Genomic DNA, 20,809 nt, shown 5'->3' with positions numbered 1-20,809 from the left:
ATCCAGCCGACAATGAGAACGAGGCGAGGTGTGCTTGCCGCTCCGTGCTAATAATTCCCGGAGGCTCTCGCCAGCGCTCGGTTACCTCGGCGCCATGATTTGACAGGTTTAGGCATGTCGACACCTAGCTGATGAAGACGGTCAAGCTGGCGTCGATCTCGCTTGCTATGTGATGGAGGAAGCAACAATATCGCGCGTTGCCGGCTCGCAGGCGGAAATTAGGTGCGTGGGGCAATCTGGGGGATGGATGATCAATTTTCCGGTCTTTGAAGATCTTGAGGTACACGACTTTGGCCTTTACCCCGGAACAGCGAGCAAGCCAGGGTTGTCTGTGGTGTTCAAGCCGGGCCTCACGCTAGTCCTCGGGGCGAACGGCCTGGGCAAGACCACGCTCATCTCGATCATCTTCCGGCTGCTGACTGGTCCATTTGATATCCCGGCCCTGATGTCACGTGCCGACCTCGGTAATGCCAGCCTCAAAATCGCCGGTTTAAGCGCTGGAGGCAAAGCGATCTTCGCACAGCGTGTGACTGACGGCGCACGCGGGTCTACGGCACGCCTGACCTTCAAGATCGGGCAAGACGAACTGGTGGTGGAGCGCCGGCTTCGCGACCTCGCGCTCACCAGCTTTACCGTCAACGGCACGGCAAAAAAGACGGATGATCTCATGGTCTTCCAGCCGACTATCGCGAAGATGGCCGGGGTGTGGTCGTTCGGCGATTGGATTCTGCTCCTACGCCATATGATCTTTTATTTCGAAGATCGGCGGGAGCTCGTTTGGGACTCCTCGGCCCAACGCCAGCTTCTGCGCACGCTGCTTCTTCCCCCTGCCGTGGCCCAAGCCTGGACGGAGGACGAGCGTGCAATTCTCGAGCTCGATAGTCGCATGCGCAACTTACGCTTCGCCGCCTATCGCGAGGAGCAAGCACTTACCGAGGTCGAGACGAAGGCACGACGCGGCACGGATGTCCGCCAGGAATTGAAGACGCTTGAAGCGCTGCAGACCACCGACGTCGCGCGGCGCGAGAAGCTGGACAGCACGTTTGTCGAGCTGGACAGCCGCCGACAGCACGCGCGTCTTCGCCTACTCAAAGCCCAGCAGGAACGCGAATCCCGCTACCGCGAATTCGAACGTGCCAAGCTTCGCGCGGTCGAAGCCCGGTTTCCGAAGAAATCGGACACGGCGCGCTACATTCTCGAGCAACTCTTCGCTGAGGCCAACTGTCTGGTGTGCGGCAACCATGTGCCCCACGCGGCGGCTCTACTCGAACAGCGGATCGCCGCCAATGACTGCGTCATTTGCGGCTCCGACCTCTCCGGGCCGAACACCGATGTCCCTGCCGCCAAGATGGCTGACAGCCGAGCCAAAAAGGTGCAGACGTCCCTCGAAGCGATCGAACCGGAACTGTCCGAGGCCGAGCAACAACTGACCTCGTCCGAAACTGAGTTCGACAAAGCGCGGTTCGAGCTTGCCGAGCTCGATGCAAAAATCGGCGAGCGTACCGCACGCATCGACCTACTTATTCAACGCCTCCCGCCCAGTGAACAGGACATCCACAAGCAGCGGTCCGAGCTTGCATCGATGCGCAGTCGTGTCGAGGCATTGACGAAGGAACTCACCGACAAGCGCACAAGCTTCAGCGAGTTCGTCGATGCTCAGAATCGCGCCATGGCGCGGCAGTCTGCCGCGATCATGGCAGCCTTCTCGGGCTTTGCCGGCGGTTTCCTCCTCGAAACCGTTAACCTGGTCTGGGCGCCGCAGCGTGCGCGTATCGGGCAGACCGGCGAGCCGATCGAATTTCCCGCGTTCGAACTCGACATGACGGGTACGAACTTTCCCACCGCGGTTCGTCGGACAGGTCCCGAACATGTCTCTGAGAGCCAGCGAGAATTTATCGACCTCGCATTCCGCATGGCGTTGATGCAAGTCGCCAGTGCCAATGGATCCAGCAGCTTGGTCATCGACGCGCCGGAATCCTCGCTCGACGCCGTATTCGTCACACGTGCTGCCGACGTCTTGGCGCGCTACGGGGATTCGGCCCACGGCAACCGGCTCGTTACGACCTCCAATCTGGTCGAGGGCGAGCTTATCCCGGAACTGCTGAAGCGCTCCGCGCCATCTGGCGATCGTGTCCCGCGTGTGATTGATCTATTTACGATCGCCGCGCCGACGGCCGCCATCCGGCAGCTCGGCCACGAATATACTCGGATCATGAAAGCGCTCCTCGCGAAGGTCGAGCCGCACAAAAAGCGAGCCGCGACCCGCGCCGCACCGGCGAAACCACGCCGGAGCAAACTATGAGCACGGCAAAGGTCGACGTCCTGCGACGCCAGGTGCGTGTGGTCATGCTGCTCGGCGCGGCGGAAGACGCAGGCCTGGTGCCGCTCAACATCCTGCGGCTGCACGGCTTCGCCTACCTGTCCAACGTGTTGGCCCCAGTTTGGGACATGCCGGTCCTGAATGGCAAGGTCCTCAAGCGGCGCGGTGGACCCTTCTATCCCGATCTCCAACAGGACCTTGATCGGCTCGTTGGCCAAGGGGTGGTGGTGATCTCGGGCGTCGGCCATGTTCAAGACGAAGCCCGCCGCTGGCGGCTAGAAGGTGCATATCGGCTCAATCGAAAGTTCGCCGATCCGATCCTGGGAGCCTTGGGCGATTTTCCAGAGGAGCGACAGCTAGGGAGTTTCATCGCCGAGCTCGGCTATGCGCTGTCGGCGTTGAGCGACGTCGAACTCGATCGGGCCATGAGCGAAGACGCAACCTATTCCGACCCTATGATCACGATCGACAATGTGATCGATTTCGCCGACTGGCGAGATCGCAACTATAGCGCGAATGCCGCTGACAAGTTCGATCGGGTGATTCAAGGCGGTAACGCCACCCCCGGCGAGAAGCTGCACCTTTACGTCCGCCACCTTCATCGGAGGATCAATGGCGAACGATGAAGAGGCCGCCCTCGGTCCTTGGAAGAACGCCAATCTTCGCGTGACGGCACTGGCCGACGCCGGCCTCGGCGCCGATGCTGGCCTCCCAGCGGACATCCGCTTCCGCTCATCCATTGCCAAGCTGATTCGCCGGCGCTTGGCCGTGCGCGGCGACACGGTCGAGCCAGATCTCGCGGCGGTTTTTTTGCTGATGCCGTCGCCGCCTGACGCTGCCCTGCCCTATTCGCCCAAGCGCGTTCCTCGCCTAGATAACGGCCTGCACGAGATCAACGGCAAGCTCTGGTTCGTCGGCGCCGGCCCAGGCTCGGGACATTTCATTCCGGCCATCCATGCCGACGACGATGACCTGTTTACTTTCATAACCGACACGCTGGGCTTGGGCGTCGTGCCTGCGATGATCTTCGATCCGCGCCACCCCGAACTGCATATTCGATACTATCCCGGCGGATTGGCCGATCTTGCCAGTTTCGAAGATTTGCCGATGGCTAGTACCGAGGTGACTATTGACGCGGTGACCGCAGCAATTGAGACCACTCATTCTGAAAAGATGGTCACGCCAGACGCGCAACCCAAGTCAGTTAAGCTCTGGTATAATCGGGACAAGTGGTTTCCGTTTCAGGACGCCGAGGACCGGGTCCAGACCTACCTCGAGATTGCGCTCAACGCCGCCTTCCCAACCTGCACGGTGCGCAGCGAACAGAGCATGCCCGAAGGTCGTCTCGATATCGAAATCATCGAGAACGACCCCATCGATCGATCAAAGGTGACGCAACACGGCATCATAGAGCTCAAGGTGCTGCGAACCTACGGCCAAGGCGGTAGTGCAGTGACCAAGAAGTACACCAGCGACTGGATTCGCTCCGGAGTCGAACAGGCCGCTGCCTATCGTGATAGCAAAGGAGCAAAATGGGGGGCGCTGGTCTGCTTCGACATGCGCTGCGACGACGCCGGAGACGCTATTTGTTTCAAGCATGTGCGCAGATTGGCGAAAACCCTCGAAGTGCATCTGCGGCGTTGGTTCGTGTACGCGACATCAAAGCAGCTTCGCACTGCGCGCGCAGCGGCCAAGGGTTAGACGGCGCGCTCAAGCATGATCAGCGTTTCAGCCAGCTCGGGCCGTCCGCCCTGTTGCGCCGACAGCCGCATAGACCGGAACGGCTCATAACCCCGAAGCACCCACTTGTCGCGCTCGGCCAGCGCGCCGATGATTTCGGCTGCAGCGATCGGGATACCGGCATACTGGCTGTCTCCGACCACCAGCCAGAGCGAGCCACCTCGCGTGAGACCGCGTCCGATCTGCCGAATAATCGCCATGAGGTCCGCGAAATAGGCCCCCACCATATCCGGGATACGCGCGTCCCATAGCTTTGAACGAGCTTCGATCAAATTGGCCATGACTTCATCGAGCTGGTCCGAACCTGGCGGCGGCGGCGCAAACGAACGGGAAATCTGAACATGCGAGCTAAGCGTCGCCTCGCGCAACAGTCGGTTGGCGGTGGAGGAATTGAGATAGCCAAGCATCCATAGCTCGACATTGTACACGTCGGTGTAGTCAAACGAATTTGGGTAGGGCGGCGAAAACAGCGCTAGGTCCCAGCGACCCTTGTCGATCACGCATCGCGCGTCGCCGCGGATCAGTTCATAGCCCAGTTCCCGGCGATTGGCGTAACGGTGAATGTCACCGATTGCGTTACGCGCTGAGGTGAAGAACGCCTCATCGACACTCCCTGGCGCGCGCGTACGATCTTGCCAGCCACGGCGATAGCGGCGCCCCTTGCCGCTAACGACGACATTGCTCACATCGATCAGGATGCCGCCAAGCAGCACCTTGAACAATCGACGATGCCTGTCATTCGGCAAGCTCTCGATGGCCTCCAGGAACGCGGCGATGCGCGTCGCGATCCCGCAGTCGAATATCCAGCGATCCTTTATCCCGGGCTCGACGAATGTCGGTGGCAGTACGGCTAAACGGTTTAGAGCTCCTTCTTCGTTCGCCGCGCGCAAGGCGATCAGCCCGAGATCGCGCGCAAGCGCATCGGCGTCATACTGGCTCAGCTTCGCTTCGATCAGATCGGCGAGGAACGGATTGACTTCGACCGTTGTCGGCAGAACACCTAGAAATTGACAGGCGAACGCAGTCGTTCCCGAACCGCCAAATGGATCCAAGGCACGTCGAACCGGAATCGCGCTCTCCCGAACGGCGCGTTCCACCAGCTCAGGCGCATAGGCCTCCTTGAAACTACGCCAAGATTGGAACGGCAGTTCGTCGGCGCCGGCGTTGGTGCCGAGCGAGGCGATCGATCTGCCCTGTGTCCATTCATCGAACGCGACATACATGCCATCTCTCCCCTTTTATTTAGTTACGCGCGCGTATCCCCGCAGCCGTTTCAGCCTCGCGAACGACAGCGATCAAGCGCCCTTATGCGGCCATAACCACATCAAATCTTCGTATACGACTACGTCAATGAAAATCGCAAATAGCCCAGTTTTGTTAGAAATTCCGACACGGCTTGGCCCCTCGTCACATCGTTGTTCCGACGGCCTCATCTAACGCAGCTGCAGTATTCTCAATGATCGTTAACGATGTCTGCCTTCATGCAGTATAATGATAACCTGGATGGCCCACATGAGGCGCAAAGCGGTCGTCCAGGTCGTGGCAGACGTAAGTCGTCTTTAGGCAAAACCCGGTCGTTCAGAGTAATTTGGGTTTTGCCTCTAAGCCGCCTTCTTCTTCGCCAGCCTCGCCTTGATGCTCGCGACGTCGGCGCGTGGGGTGGCCGCGAACAGCGTGCGGGTGTAGCTGTGCTTGGGGTCGGCGAAGACCTCGTCGCGGGAGCCGTATTCGACCGCTTCGCCGAAATACATCACCATCACATCGTCGGCGATGTAGCGCACCACGGACAGATCGTGGCTGATGAAGACATAGGTCAGCTGGAACTCGTCCTGCAGGTCGGCGAGCAGGTTCAGCACCTGCGCCTGCACCGACAGATCGAGCGCCGAGACCGGCTCGTCGAGCACCAGCAGGCTCGGGTTGAGCATCAGCGCGCGGGCGATGGCGATGCGCTGGCGCTGGCCGCCGGAGAACATGTGCGGGTAGCGGTTGTAGTGCTCGTGGCCGAGGCCGACTTTCTTCAGCATCTTCATCGCCAGGTCGCGCCGCTCGGCGGCCGGCTTGTCGGTGTTGATCAGCAGCGGCTCGCCCAGCACGTCGCCGATCTTCTGGCGCGGATTGAGCGATCCATAGGGGTTCTGGAAGACGATCTGCACCTTGCGGCGCATCTCCTTCGTCAAGGGGTTCCTGGCGATGTCGACCTTGTTGCCGTCGATGAACAGGTCGCCTGAGGTCGCCGGATCGATCAGTGTGATGATGCGGGCAAGCGTGGACTTGCCACAGCCGCTTTCGCCGACGATGGCCAGCGTCTTACCCTTGTCCACCTTGAAGGAGACGCCCTTGACCGCATGCACGGTGCGCGGGCCGGTGAACAGGCCGCCGCCGATGTGGTAGTCGCGGACGATGTTCTTGCCTTCGAGAACCGTCGTGCTCATCAGGCGGCTCCCGCTGCGGCTTTGTTTCCAGCTGGGGGCGCCGGCTCGAACAGCATGTCGGACACGGTCGGCAGCCGGTCGCCGACGGCGTTCTCCGGCAGCGCCGACAACAGCGCGCGCGTGTAGTTGCTCTTCGGCGACTCGAACAGCGACAGCACGTCGGCCTCTTCCATCTTGCGGCCCTTGTACTGGACGATGACGCGGTCGGCGGTCTCTGCCACCACGCCCATATTGTGGGTGATCATGATCAGGCCCATGCCGTATTTGGCCTGCAGCGAAACCAGCAGATCGAGGATCTGCTTCTGGATGGTGACGTCGAGCGCCGTCGTCGGCTCGTCGGCGATCAGCAGTTTCGGATTGCAGGCGATGGCGATGGCGATCATGACGCGCTGGCACTGACCGCCCGACATCTGGTGCGGAAACGAGCCCAGCCGTTCTTCCGGATCGGCAATGCCGACCAGCTTCATCAATTCGATGGCGCGAGCCCGGCGCTGGGCGCGATCCATGCCCATGTGGAAGCGCAGCACCTCCTCGATCTGGAAGCCGACGTTGAAGCACGGGTTGAGGCTGGCGACCGGCTCCTGGAAGATCATCGAGATGTCCTTGCCGACGATCTTGCGGCGTTCGGACGGGCTGAGCTTCAAGAGATCGACGCCGTCGAAGGCCATGCGGTCCGCCTTGACCGTTGCCGTGTTGGGCAACAGGCCCATCACCGCCAGCATCGCCACCGACTTGCCGGAGCCGGACTCGCCGACGATCGCCAGCACTTCGCGCGGCTCGACCGACAGGTCGATGCCTTGCACGGCCATGAACGGTCCGGCCGCGGTGTCGAAGGAAACGGTGAGGTTCTTGATCTCGAGCAGAGACATGCTCACGACCTCTTCAGCTTGGGGTCGAGCGCGTCGCGCAAGCCGTCGCCGATCAGGTTGATGGCGAAGACGGTGATCAGGATGGCGAGACCGGGGAAGGTCACCACCCACCAGGCGCGCAGGATGAACTCGCGCGCTTCGGCCAGCATGGTGCCCCATTCGGGCGTCGGCGGCTGTGCGCCCATGCCGAGGAAGCCGAGGGCGGCTGCCTCAAGAATGGCGTTGGAGAAGGACAGCGTCGCCTGCACGATCAGCGGCGCGATGCAATTGGGCAGGATGGTGACCAGCATCAGCCTGAGATGGCTGGCCCCGGCGACCTTGGCCGAGACGACATATTCGCGGGTCTTCTCGGCCATCACGGCGGCGCGGGTGAGGCGGGCGAAATGCGGCTGCAGCACGAAGGCGATGGCGATCATGGCGTTGACGAGGCCGGGGCCAAGCACCGCGACCAGCACCAGGGCCAGCAGCAGCGACGGGAAGGCCAGGATGATGTCCATGATGCGCATGATCAGCGTGTCGACCCAGCCGCGGCAGTAGCCGGCGAGCAGGCCGAGGATGACGCCGGAGATCAGCGCTGACGTGACGACGACGAAGCCGATGGCGAGCGAGAAACGCGAGCCGTAGATCAGCCGCGACAGCATATCGCGCCCGACGGCGTCGGTGCCGAGCAGGAACTGCGCGTTGCCGCCTTCCTGCCAGGCCGGCGGCGTCAGGAAGAAATCGCGGAACTGATCGTCCGGCGAATGCGGCGCCAGCAGCGGCGCGAAGATGGCGATCAGGATCAGCAGCGCGAAGACGAAGAGGCCGATCACCGCGCCCTTGTTGACGGAGAAGTAATGCCAGAACTCGCCGAACATCTGCAGCCTTGCGTCCTGCGGCTTGACGACGGTCGCGGCTTCGATGGTGGCTGGGCCTTCGTTGCTCATGTCAGTTGGCCCGGATGCGTGGATTGATGACGGCGTAGAGCACGTCGACGATCAGGTTCACCGACATGACGATCAACGCGATCAAAAGCAACCCGCCCTGCACGGTGAAATAGTCGCGCTTGGAAATGGCGTCGATCATCCATTTGCCGATGCCGGGCCACGAGAAGATGCTCTCGGTCAGGATGGCGCCGGTCAACAGAGTGCCGACCTGCAGGCCGATGGTGGTGACGACCGGGATCAGTGCATTGCGGAAGGCATGCAGCCCGACGACCCGGAACGGGGTCAGGCCCTTGGCGCGCGCGGTGCGAACATAGTCTTCGCCGAGCACTTCGAGCATGGCCGAGCGCGTCTGCCTGGCGATGACTGCGAGCGGTATGGTGCCGAGCACGATGGTCGGCAAGATCAGGTGCGACAGCGCCGAACGGAAGGCGCCCTTCTGCCCGGAGATCAGCGAATCGATGGTCATGAAGCCGGTCACCGGCTTGAAGAAATAGAGAAGGTCGATGCGTCCGGAAACCGGCGTCCAGTGCAGCGTGCCGGAAAACACGATGATCAGCAGCAGACCCCACCAGAAGATCGGCATGGAATAGCCTGCCAGCGCCGTGCCCATGGTCAGCTGATCGAACCAGGAACCGCGGCGGATGGCAGCGAAAATGCCGGCGGCGACACCCAGGACAACGGCAAAGATCATGGCGAAGATGGCGAGCTCGACCGTTGCCGGGAAGCGCACCAGGAAATCCTTGAACACCGGTGTCTTGGTGGAAAACGAGGTGCCGAAATCACCGCTCAGGATGTTGGTCAGATAGGTCAGATATTGTTGCCAGATCGGCAGGTCGAAACCGAACTGGTGCATGAGCGCCGTGTGGCGTTCGGGCGACAGGCCGCGTTCGCCCGCAAGCACCAGCACCGGATCACCGGGCAGGATGCGCACGAAGCCAAAGGCGAGGATGGTTATCCCGATGAAGGTCGGGATGATGAGGGCGAGCTTGCCGAGGATATAACGCAGCATGGCGGGCGAGTGGGGGCGTCACCACATGGCGACGCCCCCGTTTCGCAACCTTATTCGGCGATATCGACGCCGTCGAAGCGATGGATACCGAGCGGATCCATCGCAAAGCCGGTGACGGTCTTCTGCATCGGCATGAACACCTTGGAGTGAGCGAGCGTCGCCCAGGGTGCCTGTTCCTTGAAGATGACCTGTGCCTGTTCATAGAGCTTGGTGCGCTCGGCCTGGTCCGAAACGGTCTTGGCCTTGTTGATGAGCGCATCGAAGTCCTTGTTGCACCATTCCGCGCGGTTGTTCGAACCGACGGAAGCGCAGCTCAGGAGCACGCCGAGGAAGTTGTCTGGATCGCCATTGTCGCCAGTCCAGCCGACGATGACGGCGCCGTCGTGATCGACCGCGGAAGCGCGCTTGAGGTATTCACCCCAATCGTAGCTGACGATCTCGACGGTGACGCCGACCTTGGCGAAGTCCGCCTGGATCAGCTCGGCGGTGCGGCGCGCATTCGGCATGTACGGGCGCGACACCGGCATGGCCCAGACGTTCATCTTGAGGTCCTTGACGCCGGCCTCTTCAAGCAGCTTCTTGGCTGCATCCGGATCGTAGGGATCGTCCTTCACTTCCTTGTTGTAGGACCACATGGTCGGCGGGATCGGATTGATCGCCACCTGGCCGGCGCCCTGGAAGACGGCGTCGATGATCGCCTTCTTGTTGATGGCCATGTTGAGCGCCTTGCGGACGCGCACGTCGTCGAACGGCTTTTGCTGGGTGTTGTACATCAGCGCGCCTACATTGAGGCCTTCCTGCTCCTCGACCTTCAGGTTCGCATCGGCCTGCAGGCCGGCGATGTCGGCCGGTGCCGGGTACGACATGATGTTGCATTCGCCGGCCTTGAGCTTCTGCGCGCGCACCGCCGGATCGGTGGTGATGGCGAAGACCAGATCGTCGATCTTCTGCTTGCCGCCCCAATAGTCCGGGTTGGCCTTGTAGCGGATGGCGGCGTCGGTCTGGTAGTCGACGAAGATGAACGGGCCGGTGCCGATCGGCTTCTGGTTGAACAGCTCAGGCGTCTTGTCGGCCTGCAGCTTGTCGGCATATTCCTTGGAGACGACCGAGGCGAAATCCATGCCCAGCGTCGGAATGAAGGTGATCGCCGGCTCCTTGAGGGTGAACTTCACCGTCAGGTCATCGACCTTCTCGACCTTAGTGATGTTGTCGCCGAACTGGTCATTGTAATACTGGTAGGCAATGCCCGGAATGTACTGGAACCAGGGGCCGTTCTTGTCGACCTGACGTTCGAACGAGAACACCACGTCGTCGGCGTTGAAGTCGCGCGTCGGGGTGAAATAGTCGGTCGCGGCGAACTTGACGCCCTTGCGCAGCTTGAAGACATATTCCTTGCCATCGTCGGAGATCGTCCAGCTCTCGGCCAGGCCCGGCGAGGTCGTCGTCTTGCCGTGATCGAATTCAACAAGGCGGTTGAAGACGGTGCGCGATGACGCGTCGAACGTCTGGCCTGCGGTATACGGCGCCGGATCGAAACCTTCCGGCGAAGCTTCCGCGCAGTAGACCAGAGTTTTCGCATTGGCCATGCCGCCCAGGACGCTTGCAGCCAGCAACGCGGCTGCAAAAGTCAGCTTCTTATTCATTGAGCACTCCCTGATGTTCTTCCAAGCCCCTCTATCAGGCTCGCGAAGCGCGCATATAAGCACCGTTTTTCCGGCTTTGGAACACCCCGTTTGCTTACCCCTCGGGAAGCAGGAAAAAAATCCGCTATTTTGCCAAATTGCAGAAAAAATTAGCAGTTTCTTCCATTCACGAGATTATTAACAACCGAATTTTTTTATTGATCGCCAAGCAGACGATATAAATGTTCCCCGCGCTTTCGAGCGGCCGAGGGATGCGCCAGGACACCGCCTGGGAGGGCTGGCGGCGACAAAGACTTTCGGCGGCAATCTTTCGCCGTGTTGCCGCAAGGGCAAGACTTGCACGGTCACCAACGGAGGCAATACATAGGATGTAGCGGCCGCAGCGGAGGGCGCCCTTGTCAATTCAGGGGCGAGCGCGGCACGGATGAACAAGACTTGTCCAGGGAGGAACGGTTGGCAAAAGCATCAAGGACGACGGCGCCGGTGAAAGCGGGAGCCAAGGCGCCGTCGAAAGCAGCCGGTACTGCCAAGCCGAAAGCACCCGTTGCCAAAGCCGCCACGCCGAAGGCAGCCGCGGCGCCCGTAAGTGCAAAGCCGGCGGTGAAAGCTCCGGCCAAGGCTGCGGCCGGAAAGACGGCGTCGGGGAATAAAGCGGGTGCGGCAAAGCCCGCTGCCAGGCCGGCGTCGAAGGCCGCGGCGGCGGTCAAGACCCCACCGGCGGCAAAGCCGGCCGACGCCATCGCCAACCGATTGCCGAAAGCGCTGACGGCGCTGGCCGCCGGCCTGCCGGACAAGCCGTGGCTCAAGAGCTATCCGAAAAACGTGCAGGCCGAGATCGGCGCCCTGCCCTACAGCTCGATCGGCGATTTCCTCGTCGCCGCCTGCAAGCAGTTTTCCGCGCAGCCGGCCTTCACCTGCATGGACAAGTCCATCAGCTACGCCGATGTCGAGCGGCTGTCGGCGGCCTTCGGCGCCTACCTGCAATCGAAGGGCCTGCAGAAAGGCGCGCGCGTCGCGCTGATGATGCCGAACGTGCTGCAATACCCGGTGGCGATGATGGCCGTCTTGCGCGCCGGTTATGTCGTGGTGAACATCAATCCGCTCTACACGCCGCGCGAACTCGAACACCAGTTGAAGGACTCCGGTGCGCAAGCCATCGTCATCCTGGAGAACTTCGCCAACACCTTGCAGGCGGTGATCGCCAGGACCGCGGTCAAGCATGTGGTGGTCGCCGCGATGGGCGACATGCTCGGCGGACTGAAGGGCACGATCGTCAATTTCGTCGTGCGACGCGTGAAGAAGATGGTGCCGGCATGGTCGCTGCCCGGCCATGTCAAATTCAATGCCGCCATGAAGGCCGGCGCCGGCATGGGCTTCAAGCCGGCCAATGTGGCAGCCGACGATGTCGCCTTCCTGCAATATACGGGCGGCACTACGGGCGTCTCGAAGGGTGCCACGCTGCTGCACAGCAACGTGCTCGCCAATGTCGCGCAGAACGCGCAGTGGATGGAGGATGCCTACACGATCAAGCCGAAACCCGCGCACCCCAACTTCATCTGCGCGCTGCCGCTCTATCATATCTTTGCGCTGACGGTGAACGCGCTGATGGGCATGCAGCAGGGCGCCCGCAATGTGCTCATTCCCAACCCGCGCGACATCCCAGGCTTCGTCAAGGAACTGCAGAAATATCCGGTGCACATCTTTCCGGGCCTCAACACGCTGTTCAACGCGCTGCTCAACAACGAGGATTTCCGCAAGCTCGACTTCAAACCGCTGGTGCTGACGCTTGGCGGCGGCATGGCGGTGCAGAAGGGCGTCGCCGAGCGCTGGAAGGCGCTGACCGGCTGTTCGGTTACCGAAGGCTACGGCCTCTCGGAAACCTCGCCGGTGGCCACCGCCAACAAGTTCACCGCCGGCGACTTCACCGGCACCATCGGCTTGCCGCTGCCCTCGACCGAGATCGCCATCCGCGACGACGACGGCAACAATCTGCCGCTCGGCGAGGTCGGCGAAGTCTGCATCCGGGGACCGCAAGTGATGGCGGGCTACTGGAACCGGCCGGATGAGACCGCCAAGGTGATGACCAAGGACGGCTACTTCAAATCAGGCGACATGGGCTTCATGGACGAACGCGGCTACACCAAGATCGTCGACCGCAAGAAGGACATGATCCTGGTCTCGGGCTTCAACGTCTATCCCAACGAGCTTGAGGAAGTCGTGGCGATGCATCCGGGCGTGCTCGAAGTGGCGGCGATCGGCGTGCCGGACGAGCATTCGGGCGAGGTGCCGAAGCTGTTCGTGGTCAAGAAGGATCCCGCACTTACCGCCGAGGCGCTCACCGCCTTTTGCCGCGAGAACCTGACCGGCTACAAGCGGCCCAGATACATCGAATTCCGCACCGAGCTGCCGAAGACACCGGTCGGCAAGATCCTTCGGCGAGCGCTGCGCGAATGATTGCAGCCGGCGGCGCGGATGCCGTAAATGCACCTTGCCGTCCTGACCCGGCGGAATTCATCAGGACGAACATGCGCCTCGCCCCGGTGCCGTCGGTGCCTGAGATCCAGCTTTATACACCGCATCCGGCCAGTGGCCTGAGACGGCTCATAGATCCGCACCAAAGCGCTGACGACGATGACGACACGTTCGAGGCGGACAACGATGGACCTGAGCCGCAGCCGCCTTACTGGGCTTATGTGTGGGCCGGCGGCGCGGTGCTTGCGCGCCACATACTGGATCATCCGCAAACGGTAGCCGGTCGCCGCGTACTCGACCTTGGTGCCGGCTCCGGCCTTGTCGGCATCGCCGCCGCCAAGGCCGGTGCGCGCGACGTCATCGCCGCCGAAATCGACCGCAACGGCGTTGCCGCGATCGACCTCAATGCCGCAGCCAACGGCGTCGAGATCGCCATTGTCGACAAGGATATCACCACAGGTCCGCCACCGGCCGTCGACCTCGTGCTTGCAGGGGACGTGTTCTACGGCCGCGAGGTCGCTCTACGCGTCATCCCGTTCCTCGACCGCTGCCTGGCAGCCGGCATCGACGTGCTGGTCGGCGATCCCCGCCGCGCCGATCTGCCGCTATCCCGGCTGCGGTTGCTCGCCGAATACCAGGTGCCGGATTTCGGCGACGCGAAGGGTGCCGCGAGCAAGCCGAGCGGTGTGTTTTCCTTCGAGGCGGATGACCGCTGGCGCTGAGATCAAAACCCAGTACTCGGAATGACCGGATTCGGACCTCCATCTTGCCGCAACAACGTTGCTGGCCGTCACCTGAAAGCAGACTTTCGACTGCGGCACCGCGTTGGCCGTTTTGCGCCTCTATTTGTTTGCCGTTCAGACCACCGTTGCAGCTTCCCGAAATCTGACGGTCTGCTAAGCTGGCACTAAATGCCTCGAATGGGGTGGTAGCGGTTACTCCGCCGGTCAGCCCGCTGCCCAACGATAATAGTCGCGTTGATGTCAATGCGAGCATCCAAAATATCATGCAAGTACTCCTAGGCTATCCGTCCGCGTGATCGTTGCCACCGTGCGCGGCGATGAACATGGCGACCGCAGACCGACAATAAGCTTCGATTTCGTTGTCGTCCTCTGCTCTCGCCTGATCGAAGCGTGCGATAATCAGGAGATCGGACCCTTTGAAAAGCGCAGCGAACAAGCGGGCGGACCGGAGAGGATCGGGCACGTTCAGAACCGCCTTCGCGTGCAACTGACGCAACAGGGCCTCGATTTGGGCGATGATGTAGGCGGGGCCGGCTTCGTAATGGAGCTTGCTCAACGACTTTTGATTCGTCGTGTCGGCCATGACCATGGCTTCGACATTGCGGACGTCCGGGCGCAACAGCGTGCGAAGCAGGGTTGATCCCACAGCCATGAGTTGATCTTCGGCCGAACCGTCGACGCCTTCAAAAAGGACCTGTGGTACAGACTGGTGGCAGCGGGCCGCAAAGGCCGCGCCGAACAGCGCCTCTTTGTTCTCGAAGTGCCTGTAGATGCTGAGCTTGGATATCTTCGCTCGCTGGGCGACCTTGTCCAATGTCGTCGCTTGAAAACCCAGTTCCGCAAAGAGTTCGCCCGCGGCGTCGACTATCGTTTGGCCAAGCGCCTCGTTGGCGGGCCGGCCGCGCCGGCCCTGGCTATTTTCGGTCACGACAATTCCAGTCCTTGACAGTATCCTAATTCTTGAATTACGATACCATACAGTTTCTAAAATGCGCAAGCCATTGGGTAGGTTTCAACCATGTCCTCCAAATCCGGGCCGCCGGCGATATCGAATACGGCATCGGACACAGCGATGGGCGACTTTCTCGTCGATGCCGAAGCCCTGCTCGCTGCCCGTCTCAAGCGCGTATCCCCGGACGATATTCGGCGCTAGGCCCAGCCTACCCCCTCCATCCACAACACGGAGCCCATCACCATGGATGACGTCATCATCATCGGCGGCAGCTTTGCCGGCCTCGCCGCCGCCCTGCAGCTCGGCCGTGCCCGCCGCAAGGTCACCGTTCTCGATACCGGCCTGCCGCGCAACCGCTTCGCCGGCCATTCGCACGGTCTGCTCGGCCACGATCACAAGCCACCGCTGGACATCCTGGCCGAGGCGCGGCAGCAGCTGGCGCGTTATCCCACGATCGGGCTGGTCAATGCCCGGGCCGACAGTGTCTCCGGCGCCATCGATGATTTCTCCGTCCTCACTGGCGATGGCGAAAGCCTTGGGGCGCGTCGCCTGATCCTGAGCTATGGCGTCGCCGACCAGATGCCCGATGTCCCGGGCTTTGCCGAAAGCTGGGGCACATCCATCGTGCCCTGCCCCTATTGCGATGGCTTTGAAGTCGCCGACCAGCATTGGGGCCTCGTCTGGTCCGGCCCGCAGTCGCACAATTATGTGAGGCTGTACCACGACTGGACCGAAACGTTGACGGTCTTCACCGATGGTCACGACATTTCACCCGATATCCGGGCCGATCTGGCGCGCCGCAACATACCTGTCGTGGATGGCCGGATCGCCGAAATCGCCCATCACCGGGGCTATATCACAACCGTTAATCTCGAGAGCGGCCGCAATACCGCAGTCGATATCCTGTTCGCGCATCCGCGCAACAAGCCATCCGCAAGCCTGCATGAATCACTGGGCCTCGCCACGGTCAATACGCCCCTCGGCATCGCCCTCAAGGTCGACGAGCGCCGCGAAACCAGCATGCCCGGCATCTACGCTGCCGGCGACCTCGCCAACCCCCTCATGCCCTCGGTCACCACGGCATCATCGCACGGCGCGATGGCGGGCATCTCCGCCCAGCAGTCGATGCTGGTTTGAGAGCACAGATTCCCTTCTCCGGCTGCCGCGGGCTATCAAATTCTGAAGGCTGCGGGCCGGTGCTACGGAAAACCGACTCGACGCACCGCACACCGATGTCTGCTTTCGAGAAGCGGTGGCCCGACAGCCGCCAGTCCGCAACCGGCCCATGACAGACATAGAAGCGAGCGAACTGCACGTCTGCTTTCCTGAGCTGCTTCCCCGAAATCTGCCGCTTTCCACCAATCTCAGCCGTTGGCGGGAAAAGCCCAAGTTGATTTCGCCCCGTCTTGGCCGTCAGATCGTCTCCTTGACCCGCGCCGAAAGAAAGTCCGGCAGGTCGGCGACGGAATCCAGGACAACGTCGGCAATGCCGGCCAGCGATTCGCGGGTGCCGGTGCCGGAAAGCACGCCGACCGCCAAGCCGCAGCCGCCGGCTCGCGCCATTTCGAGATCATGGCGGTTGTCGCCGACCATGGCGATTTCCGCCGGCTTGAGGCCGGTGAGATCGCTGAAGGCCAGGATCGTGTCGGGCGCCGGCTTCGGATTGGCCACCGCGTCGTAGCCATAGGCCGCGTCGAACAATTGGGCGACGCCGAGCGTCACCAGCGTCTTTTCCGCGCCGCTGGTCGAGTCATTGGTCGCCACGCCAAGCCGGAAGGATTTCCTGTGCAATGCCGTCAGCGTATCGACGATGCCCGGCAACGCCACCGCCATCGCCGAGCCTTGTACGGAGGTGATCTCGTTGAAGCGGGCAACGGCAAGCATCTGGTCCTCGTTGGACAGCCGCGGGAACCACAATTCGACGACGTCGAGATTGGTGCCGGACGCAAAGATCGAGTCCGGCTTGAAACGCTTGTTGGCGAAATCGAAGCCGGCAGCGGCCAGCAGCCTGTCGGCTTTCCAGCGATCGCCTTCGGACGCATCCATGGCCATGAAGTCGGCAACGCCGAGCCAGGTGGCGTTGAAGTCGACAAGCGTTCCGTCCTTGTCGAACAATATTCCCTTGATGTCTGCCAAGCTTTTCACTCCGAGCCACGCAAATGGTGGATGAATCCCACAAGGCCAGCGGTCGATGCATCCCGCTTCGCGGCACTTTCCTTACCCTCAACGACAGGCAAAAGGCCGGTGGCCAATTCCTTGCCGAGCTCGACCCCCCACTGGTCGAAGGAGTTGATGTTGAACAGCGTGCCCTCGACGAAGACGCGGTGCTCGTAGAGCGCGATCAGCCGGCCGAAGGTGCGCGGGTCGAGTTTGCGGTAGAGGATGGTCAGCGAGGGCCGGTTGCCGGAGAAGACGCGGTGCGGGGCTATCTTGGCGACATCGGCCGGCTTCATGCCCTTGGCCAGCATCTGGGCGCGGGCCTCCTCAAGTGTGCGGCCCTTCATCAGCGCTTCCGATTGCGCCAGGCAGTTGGCGAGCAGCAGATCATGCTGGTGCTTGAGGTCGGGCTCGTGGCCGACGGCGGCGGCAAGGAACTCGACCGGGATGAAATCGGTGCCCTGGTGCAGCAGTTGGAAGAAGGCATGCTGGCCGTTGGTGCCGGGTTCGCCCCAGACCAGCGGTCCAGTCGGCGTCGTCACCTGAGTGCCTTCGAGGGTGACGCTCTTGCCGTTCGATTCCATGTCGAGCTGCTGCAGATAGGCCGGCAGCCTGGACAGGCGCTGGTCGTAAGGGATGACGGCGCGCGCCGGGTAGCCGCAGATGACGCGATGCCACCAGCCAACCAACCCCAGCAGTGCCGGCAGGTTCTCCTGCACGGGCGCGGTGCGGAAATGCTCGTCCATCTCATGCGCGCCATCGAGGAAGGAGCGAAAATTCCGCGGGCCGACGGCGATCATCACCGGCAGGCCGATGGCGCCCCAGAGCGAATAGCGGCCGCCGACCCAATCCCAGAAGCCGAACACGCGATCGGACGCGATGCCGAACTTGGCCACCAGGTCGAGCGCGGTCGAGACGGCGGCGAAATGCTTGCCGACCGCTTCCTTGCCCAGTGCTTCCTGCACCCATTTCCGGGCGGTTTCGGCGTTGGTCATCGTTTCGACGGTGGTGAAGGTCTTGGAGGCGATGATGAAAAGCGTGGTTTCGGCGGATAGGCCCTTCAGCGTGTCGTGGATATGGGCGCCGTCGATGTTGGAAACGTAATGCGCGCGCGGCCCGTCATGATAGGGCGCCAGCGCCAGCGTCGCCATGGCCGGGCCGAGATCGGAACCGCCGATGCCGATGTTGACGATGTCGGTGATCTTCTTGCCGGTGGCGCCGGCCGCCTTGCCCGAGCGCACGGCATCGGCAAAGGCGCCCATGGCGTCCAGCACGGCGATGACGTCCGCCTTGACGTCCTGGCCATCGACGGTGACGCCCTTGCCGGTCAGGTTGCGCAGTGCCGTGTGCAGCACGGCACGGTCCTCGGTGACGTTGATCTTCTTGCCGGCGAACATAGCAGCGCGGCGGCCTTCGAGATCGGCGGCCTGGGCGAGCTTTTCCAGCAGGTCCATGGTGGTCGCGTCGACCGCGCATTTCGACCAATCGAGCAGCAGATCACCGTCGGTGGCGGAGAATTCTACGAACCGCTTCGGATCGGCGGCGAAGGCCTGGCGCATGCTGGCGGGCGCTGCCGCGCGGTGATCGCGCAAGGCGGCGAGCTGTTTTTGAAAGGACGATTGATCCACTGCCAAACTCCGAGACCTAGAGCCATCATTACGGACCGGATGTTTCCGGCGCGTGTCGTCGCGACAATCTATCGGGCCGAACTCCAGCCGTTTCAATGCGCAGCGATGACGCACGGAGTCACGCAGCTATGCCGCGGCGCAGCATCAAAATGGCGTGAAGGATCACTGGCATAAATCCCAACGATCAGAAAAATTGATTGGCGCAACCCCTTGTGCCACGGTTACGTTCGGCTGGTCCAGCCAAACGAAAAAGGCTGGCCATCGAGGAAATCTCCCATGCCACAGCGAAACGATACGGCGATATGGTCCGGCCTGTTCCGGATTTCGGCTGAATCCGGCCAAACCCTGCAGGCGCAGATCCGCCAAGCCATCGTAGCCGCCATTCTCGACCGCCAGATCGCCGCTTCGATGCCGCTTCCTTCCTGCCGGATCCTGGCCGAAAAACTTGGCGTGGCGCGCGGAACCGTGGTGCTGGCGTTCCAGCAGCTTGTCGACCAGGGTTTCTTGGTGGCGCGCGAGCGGCGTGGCCATTTCGTCAATCCCGATGTGCTGGCGACACCGGCCAAGCCGCACCAGAAGGCGCCCGACCAGGCCAACGAGATCGACTGGAAGGCACGCCGCAAGATCGCCGCCAGCGACATGCCGCCGCCGGCCAAGCACGAGAACTGGATCAAGTCCTCCTACCCTTTCGTCTACGGGCAGTTCGACCCGGCGCTGTTCCCGACCGCCGAGTGGCGCGAGTGCAACCGCATGGCGCTTGCCGTGCTCGAAATTCGCAACTGGGCGTCCGACATGGTCGACCGCGACGATCCGCTGCTGATCGAGCAGATCCAGGCGCGGCTCCTGCCCCGGCGCGGCATCTTTGCCAACCCGGACGAGATCATCGTCACGCTGGGCGCCCAGAACGCGCTCTACATGCTGGCGACGCTGCTGATGTCCAAGGGCTCGAAGGTGGCGATGGAGGACCCGGGTTACCCCGACGCCCGCTCGATCTTCCGCCTTGCGGGCGCGGAGATACAGCCGGTGCCGGTCGACCAGTCCGGCATCGTAACCGCTTCTATTGCCAATGATTCCGGTTTCGTCTTCGTCACGCCCAGCCATCATTGCCCGACCATGGTGCCGCTGTCGGCGGAACGGCGGCAGGATCTTCTGGCGCGCGCCAACCGCTACAACCAGATCATCATCGAGGACGGCTATGACAGCCAGCTTCTCGACGAGGCACCGCAGCAGGCGCTGAAGAGCCTCGATCGCTCCGGCCGCGTGGTCTATGTCGGCTCGATGTCCAAGACGCTGGCTCCGGGCCTGCGGCTCGGCTACATCGTGGCGTCCGCCGGATTGATCGCGGAACTCAGGGCGCTGCGCCGCTTCATGCTGCGTCATCCGCCGGCGAACAACCAGCGCGCCGTCGCGCTGTTCCTGTCGCTAGGCCACCACGAGGCGCTGGTGCGGCGGCTGTCGTCGGCCTTCGACGAGCGACGCAAGCGTCTGGTCCATGCGATTTCCGCCTTCCTGCCGGAATGGCGCTCGACCGATTCGGCCGGCGGCACGTCGCTGTGGCTCGAAGGGCCGCGCGGTACCGATTCGCGCGGGCTGGCCGAGGCCGCGGCATCGCGCAGCGTCATCATCGAGCCAGGCGACCGTTTCTTCGATAGCACTGAAAAGCCTTCGCGTTTCATGCGGTTGGGCATCTCGTCGATCGCACTGCAGCACATCGAGCCAGGCATCCGCGAACTGGCCACGGCCGCCGGACGCAGACCCGCGGCCGCCTGATCCATCGCCGATCTCTCATGCCGGAGCCGCTCGCAGCGGCTCCGGCATTTTAGTTCTGGCACATGCAACTGGGCCAGCTGGCTCATAGGATGGGCCAGTGCCGGCGGCATAGTCGGCGTCAGGGGAAGAAGCAGGCCGATGGTGGACC

The 20,809-nt window shown here is 62.2% G+C and carries 17 protein-coding genes; 8 read left to right on the top strand and 9 right to left on the bottom strand.

Annotation, left to right across the window (positions count from 1 at the left end):
• Positions 1-247: 247 nt before the first annotated feature.
• The 3 genes from EOA16_RS06595 to EOA16_RS06585 are packed head-to-tail and all read left to right on the top strand — an operon-like array spanning position 248 to position 4,021.
• A complete protein-coding gene (locus tag EOA16_RS06595; protein WP_164754136.1) occupies positions 248-2,302 on the top strand; it encodes an AAA family ATPase in 2,055 nt (684 codons plus the stop codon).
• A complete protein-coding gene (locus EOA16_RS06590; protein WP_127256506.1) occupies positions 2,299-2,946 on the top strand; it encodes a hypothetical protein in 648 nt (215 codons plus the stop codon). The genes EOA16_RS06595 and EOA16_RS06590 overlap by 4 nt, the downstream gene beginning before the upstream one ends.
• The gene (locus tag EOA16_RS06585) at positions 2,933-4,021 is read left to right on the top strand and encodes a hypothetical protein (RefSeq protein ID WP_127256504.1); all 1,089 of its coding nucleotides are present in this window, start codon (positions 2,933-2,935) and stop codon (positions 4,019-4,021) included. Before EOA16_RS06590 ends, EOA16_RS06585 begins: the two co-directional genes overlap by 14 nt.
• Here EOA16_RS06585 and EOA16_RS06580 read toward each other — a convergent pair.
• From EOA16_RS06580 to EOA16_RS06555, 6 genes are all read right to left on the bottom strand, one after another.
• On the bottom strand, positions 4,018-5,283 hold the full coding sequence (locus EOA16_RS06580) for a hypothetical protein (RefSeq protein ID WP_127256503.1): 1,266 nt from the start codon (positions 5,281-5,283) through the stop codon (positions 4,018-4,020). The genes EOA16_RS06585 and EOA16_RS06580 overlap by 4 nt on opposite strands.
• Positions 5,284-5,661: 378 nt before the next feature.
• Positions 5,662-6,492, bottom strand: coding sequence for a dipeptide ABC transporter ATP-binding protein (locus EOA16_RS06575; RefSeq protein WP_127256501.1), 831 nt, complete (start codon positions 6,490-6,492; stop codon positions 5,662-5,664).
• Positions 6,492-7,361, bottom strand: a complete 870-nt coding sequence (locus tag EOA16_RS06570) for an ABC transporter ATP-binding protein (protein ID WP_127256499.1) — start codon at positions 7,359-7,361, stop codon at positions 6,492-6,494. Before EOA16_RS06570 ends, EOA16_RS06575 begins: the two co-directional genes overlap by 1 nt.
• A gap of 2 nt (positions 7,362-7,363) precedes the next feature.
• Positions 7,364-8,218: an ABC transporter permease subunit gene (locus tag EOA16_RS06565; RefSeq protein WP_224618710.1), complete on the bottom strand. Its 855-nt coding sequence runs from the start codon at positions 8,216-8,218 to the stop codon at positions 7,364-7,366.
• 70 nt (positions 8,219-8,288) lie between these two features.
• Entirely contained in the window at positions 8,289-9,296 is a 1,008-nt protein-coding gene (locus tag EOA16_RS06560) for an ABC transporter permease subunit (RefSeq protein WP_127256497.1), read from the bottom strand.
• Positions 9,297-9,346: 50 nt separating this feature from the next.
• Positions 9,347-10,939: an ABC transporter substrate-binding protein gene (locus EOA16_RS06555; protein WP_027039653.1), complete on the bottom strand. Its 1,593-nt coding sequence runs from the start codon at positions 10,937-10,939 to the stop codon at positions 9,347-9,349.
• A 453-nt stretch (positions 10,940-11,392) separates the two neighbouring features.
• Here EOA16_RS06555 and EOA16_RS06550 point away from each other — a divergent pair, with 453 nt between their 5' ends.
• A complete protein-coding gene (locus tag EOA16_RS06550) occupies positions 11,393-13,393 on the top strand; it encodes a long-chain fatty acid--CoA ligase (RefSeq protein WP_127256495.1) in 2,001 nt (666 codons plus the stop codon).
• On the top strand, positions 13,390-14,133 hold the full coding sequence (locus EOA16_RS06545) for a methyltransferase (RefSeq protein WP_127256493.1): 744 nt from the start codon (positions 13,390-13,392) through the stop codon (positions 14,131-14,133). The genes EOA16_RS06550 and EOA16_RS06545 overlap by 4 nt, the downstream gene beginning before the upstream one ends.
• Before the next feature lie 301 nt (positions 14,134-14,434).
• On the opposite strand, the gene EOA16_RS06540 is transcribed toward EOA16_RS06545, so the two are convergent.
• Positions 14,435-15,082, bottom strand: a complete 648-nt coding sequence (locus EOA16_RS06540; RefSeq protein WP_127256492.1) for a TetR/AcrR family transcriptional regulator — start codon at positions 15,080-15,082, stop codon at positions 14,435-14,437.
• A 90-nt stretch (positions 15,083-15,172) separates the two neighbouring features.
• Here EOA16_RS06540 and EOA16_RS33490 point away from each other — a divergent pair, with 90 nt between their 5' ends.
• Positions 15,173-15,307, top strand: coding sequence for a hypothetical protein (locus EOA16_RS33490; RefSeq protein WP_281035817.1), 135 nt, complete (start codon positions 15,173-15,175; stop codon positions 15,305-15,307).
• A gap of 42 nt (positions 15,308-15,349) precedes the next feature.
• Positions 15,350-16,243, top strand: coding sequence for an NAD(P)/FAD-dependent oxidoreductase (locus EOA16_RS06535; protein ID WP_127256490.1), 894 nt, complete (start codon positions 15,350-15,352; stop codon positions 16,241-16,243).
• A 276-nt stretch (positions 16,244-16,519) separates the two neighbouring features.
• Here the strand turns inward: EOA16_RS06535 and EOA16_RS06530 are convergent, their stop codons facing one another.
• Both EOA16_RS06530 and pgi read right to left on the bottom strand, forming a co-directional pair.
• Entirely contained in the window at positions 16,520-17,242 is a 723-nt protein-coding gene (locus tag EOA16_RS06530) for an HAD family hydrolase (RefSeq protein ID WP_127256489.1), read from the bottom strand.
• A gap of 5 nt (positions 17,243-17,247) precedes the next feature.
• Positions 17,248-18,891, bottom strand: coding sequence for a glucose-6-phosphate isomerase (gene pgi, locus EOA16_RS06525; protein WP_127256487.1), 1,644 nt, complete (start codon positions 18,889-18,891; stop codon positions 17,248-17,250).
• Positions 18,892-19,167: 276 nt separating this feature from the next.
• Here pgi and EOA16_RS06520 point away from each other — a divergent pair, with 276 nt between their 5' ends.
• Positions 19,168-20,661: a PLP-dependent aminotransferase family protein gene (locus EOA16_RS06520; RefSeq protein WP_127256486.1), complete on the top strand. Its 1,494-nt coding sequence runs from the start codon at positions 19,168-19,170 to the stop codon at positions 20,659-20,661.
• Positions 20,662-20,809 lie beyond the last annotated feature (148 nt).

Source organism: Mesorhizobium sp. M7A.F.Ca.US.008.03.1.1, from assembly GCF_003997495.1.
Classification (GTDB): Bacteria; Pseudomonadota; Alphaproteobacteria; order Rhizobiales; family Rhizobiaceae; genus Mesorhizobium.
This window is presented reverse-complemented; position numbering and strand designations above follow the sequence as displayed.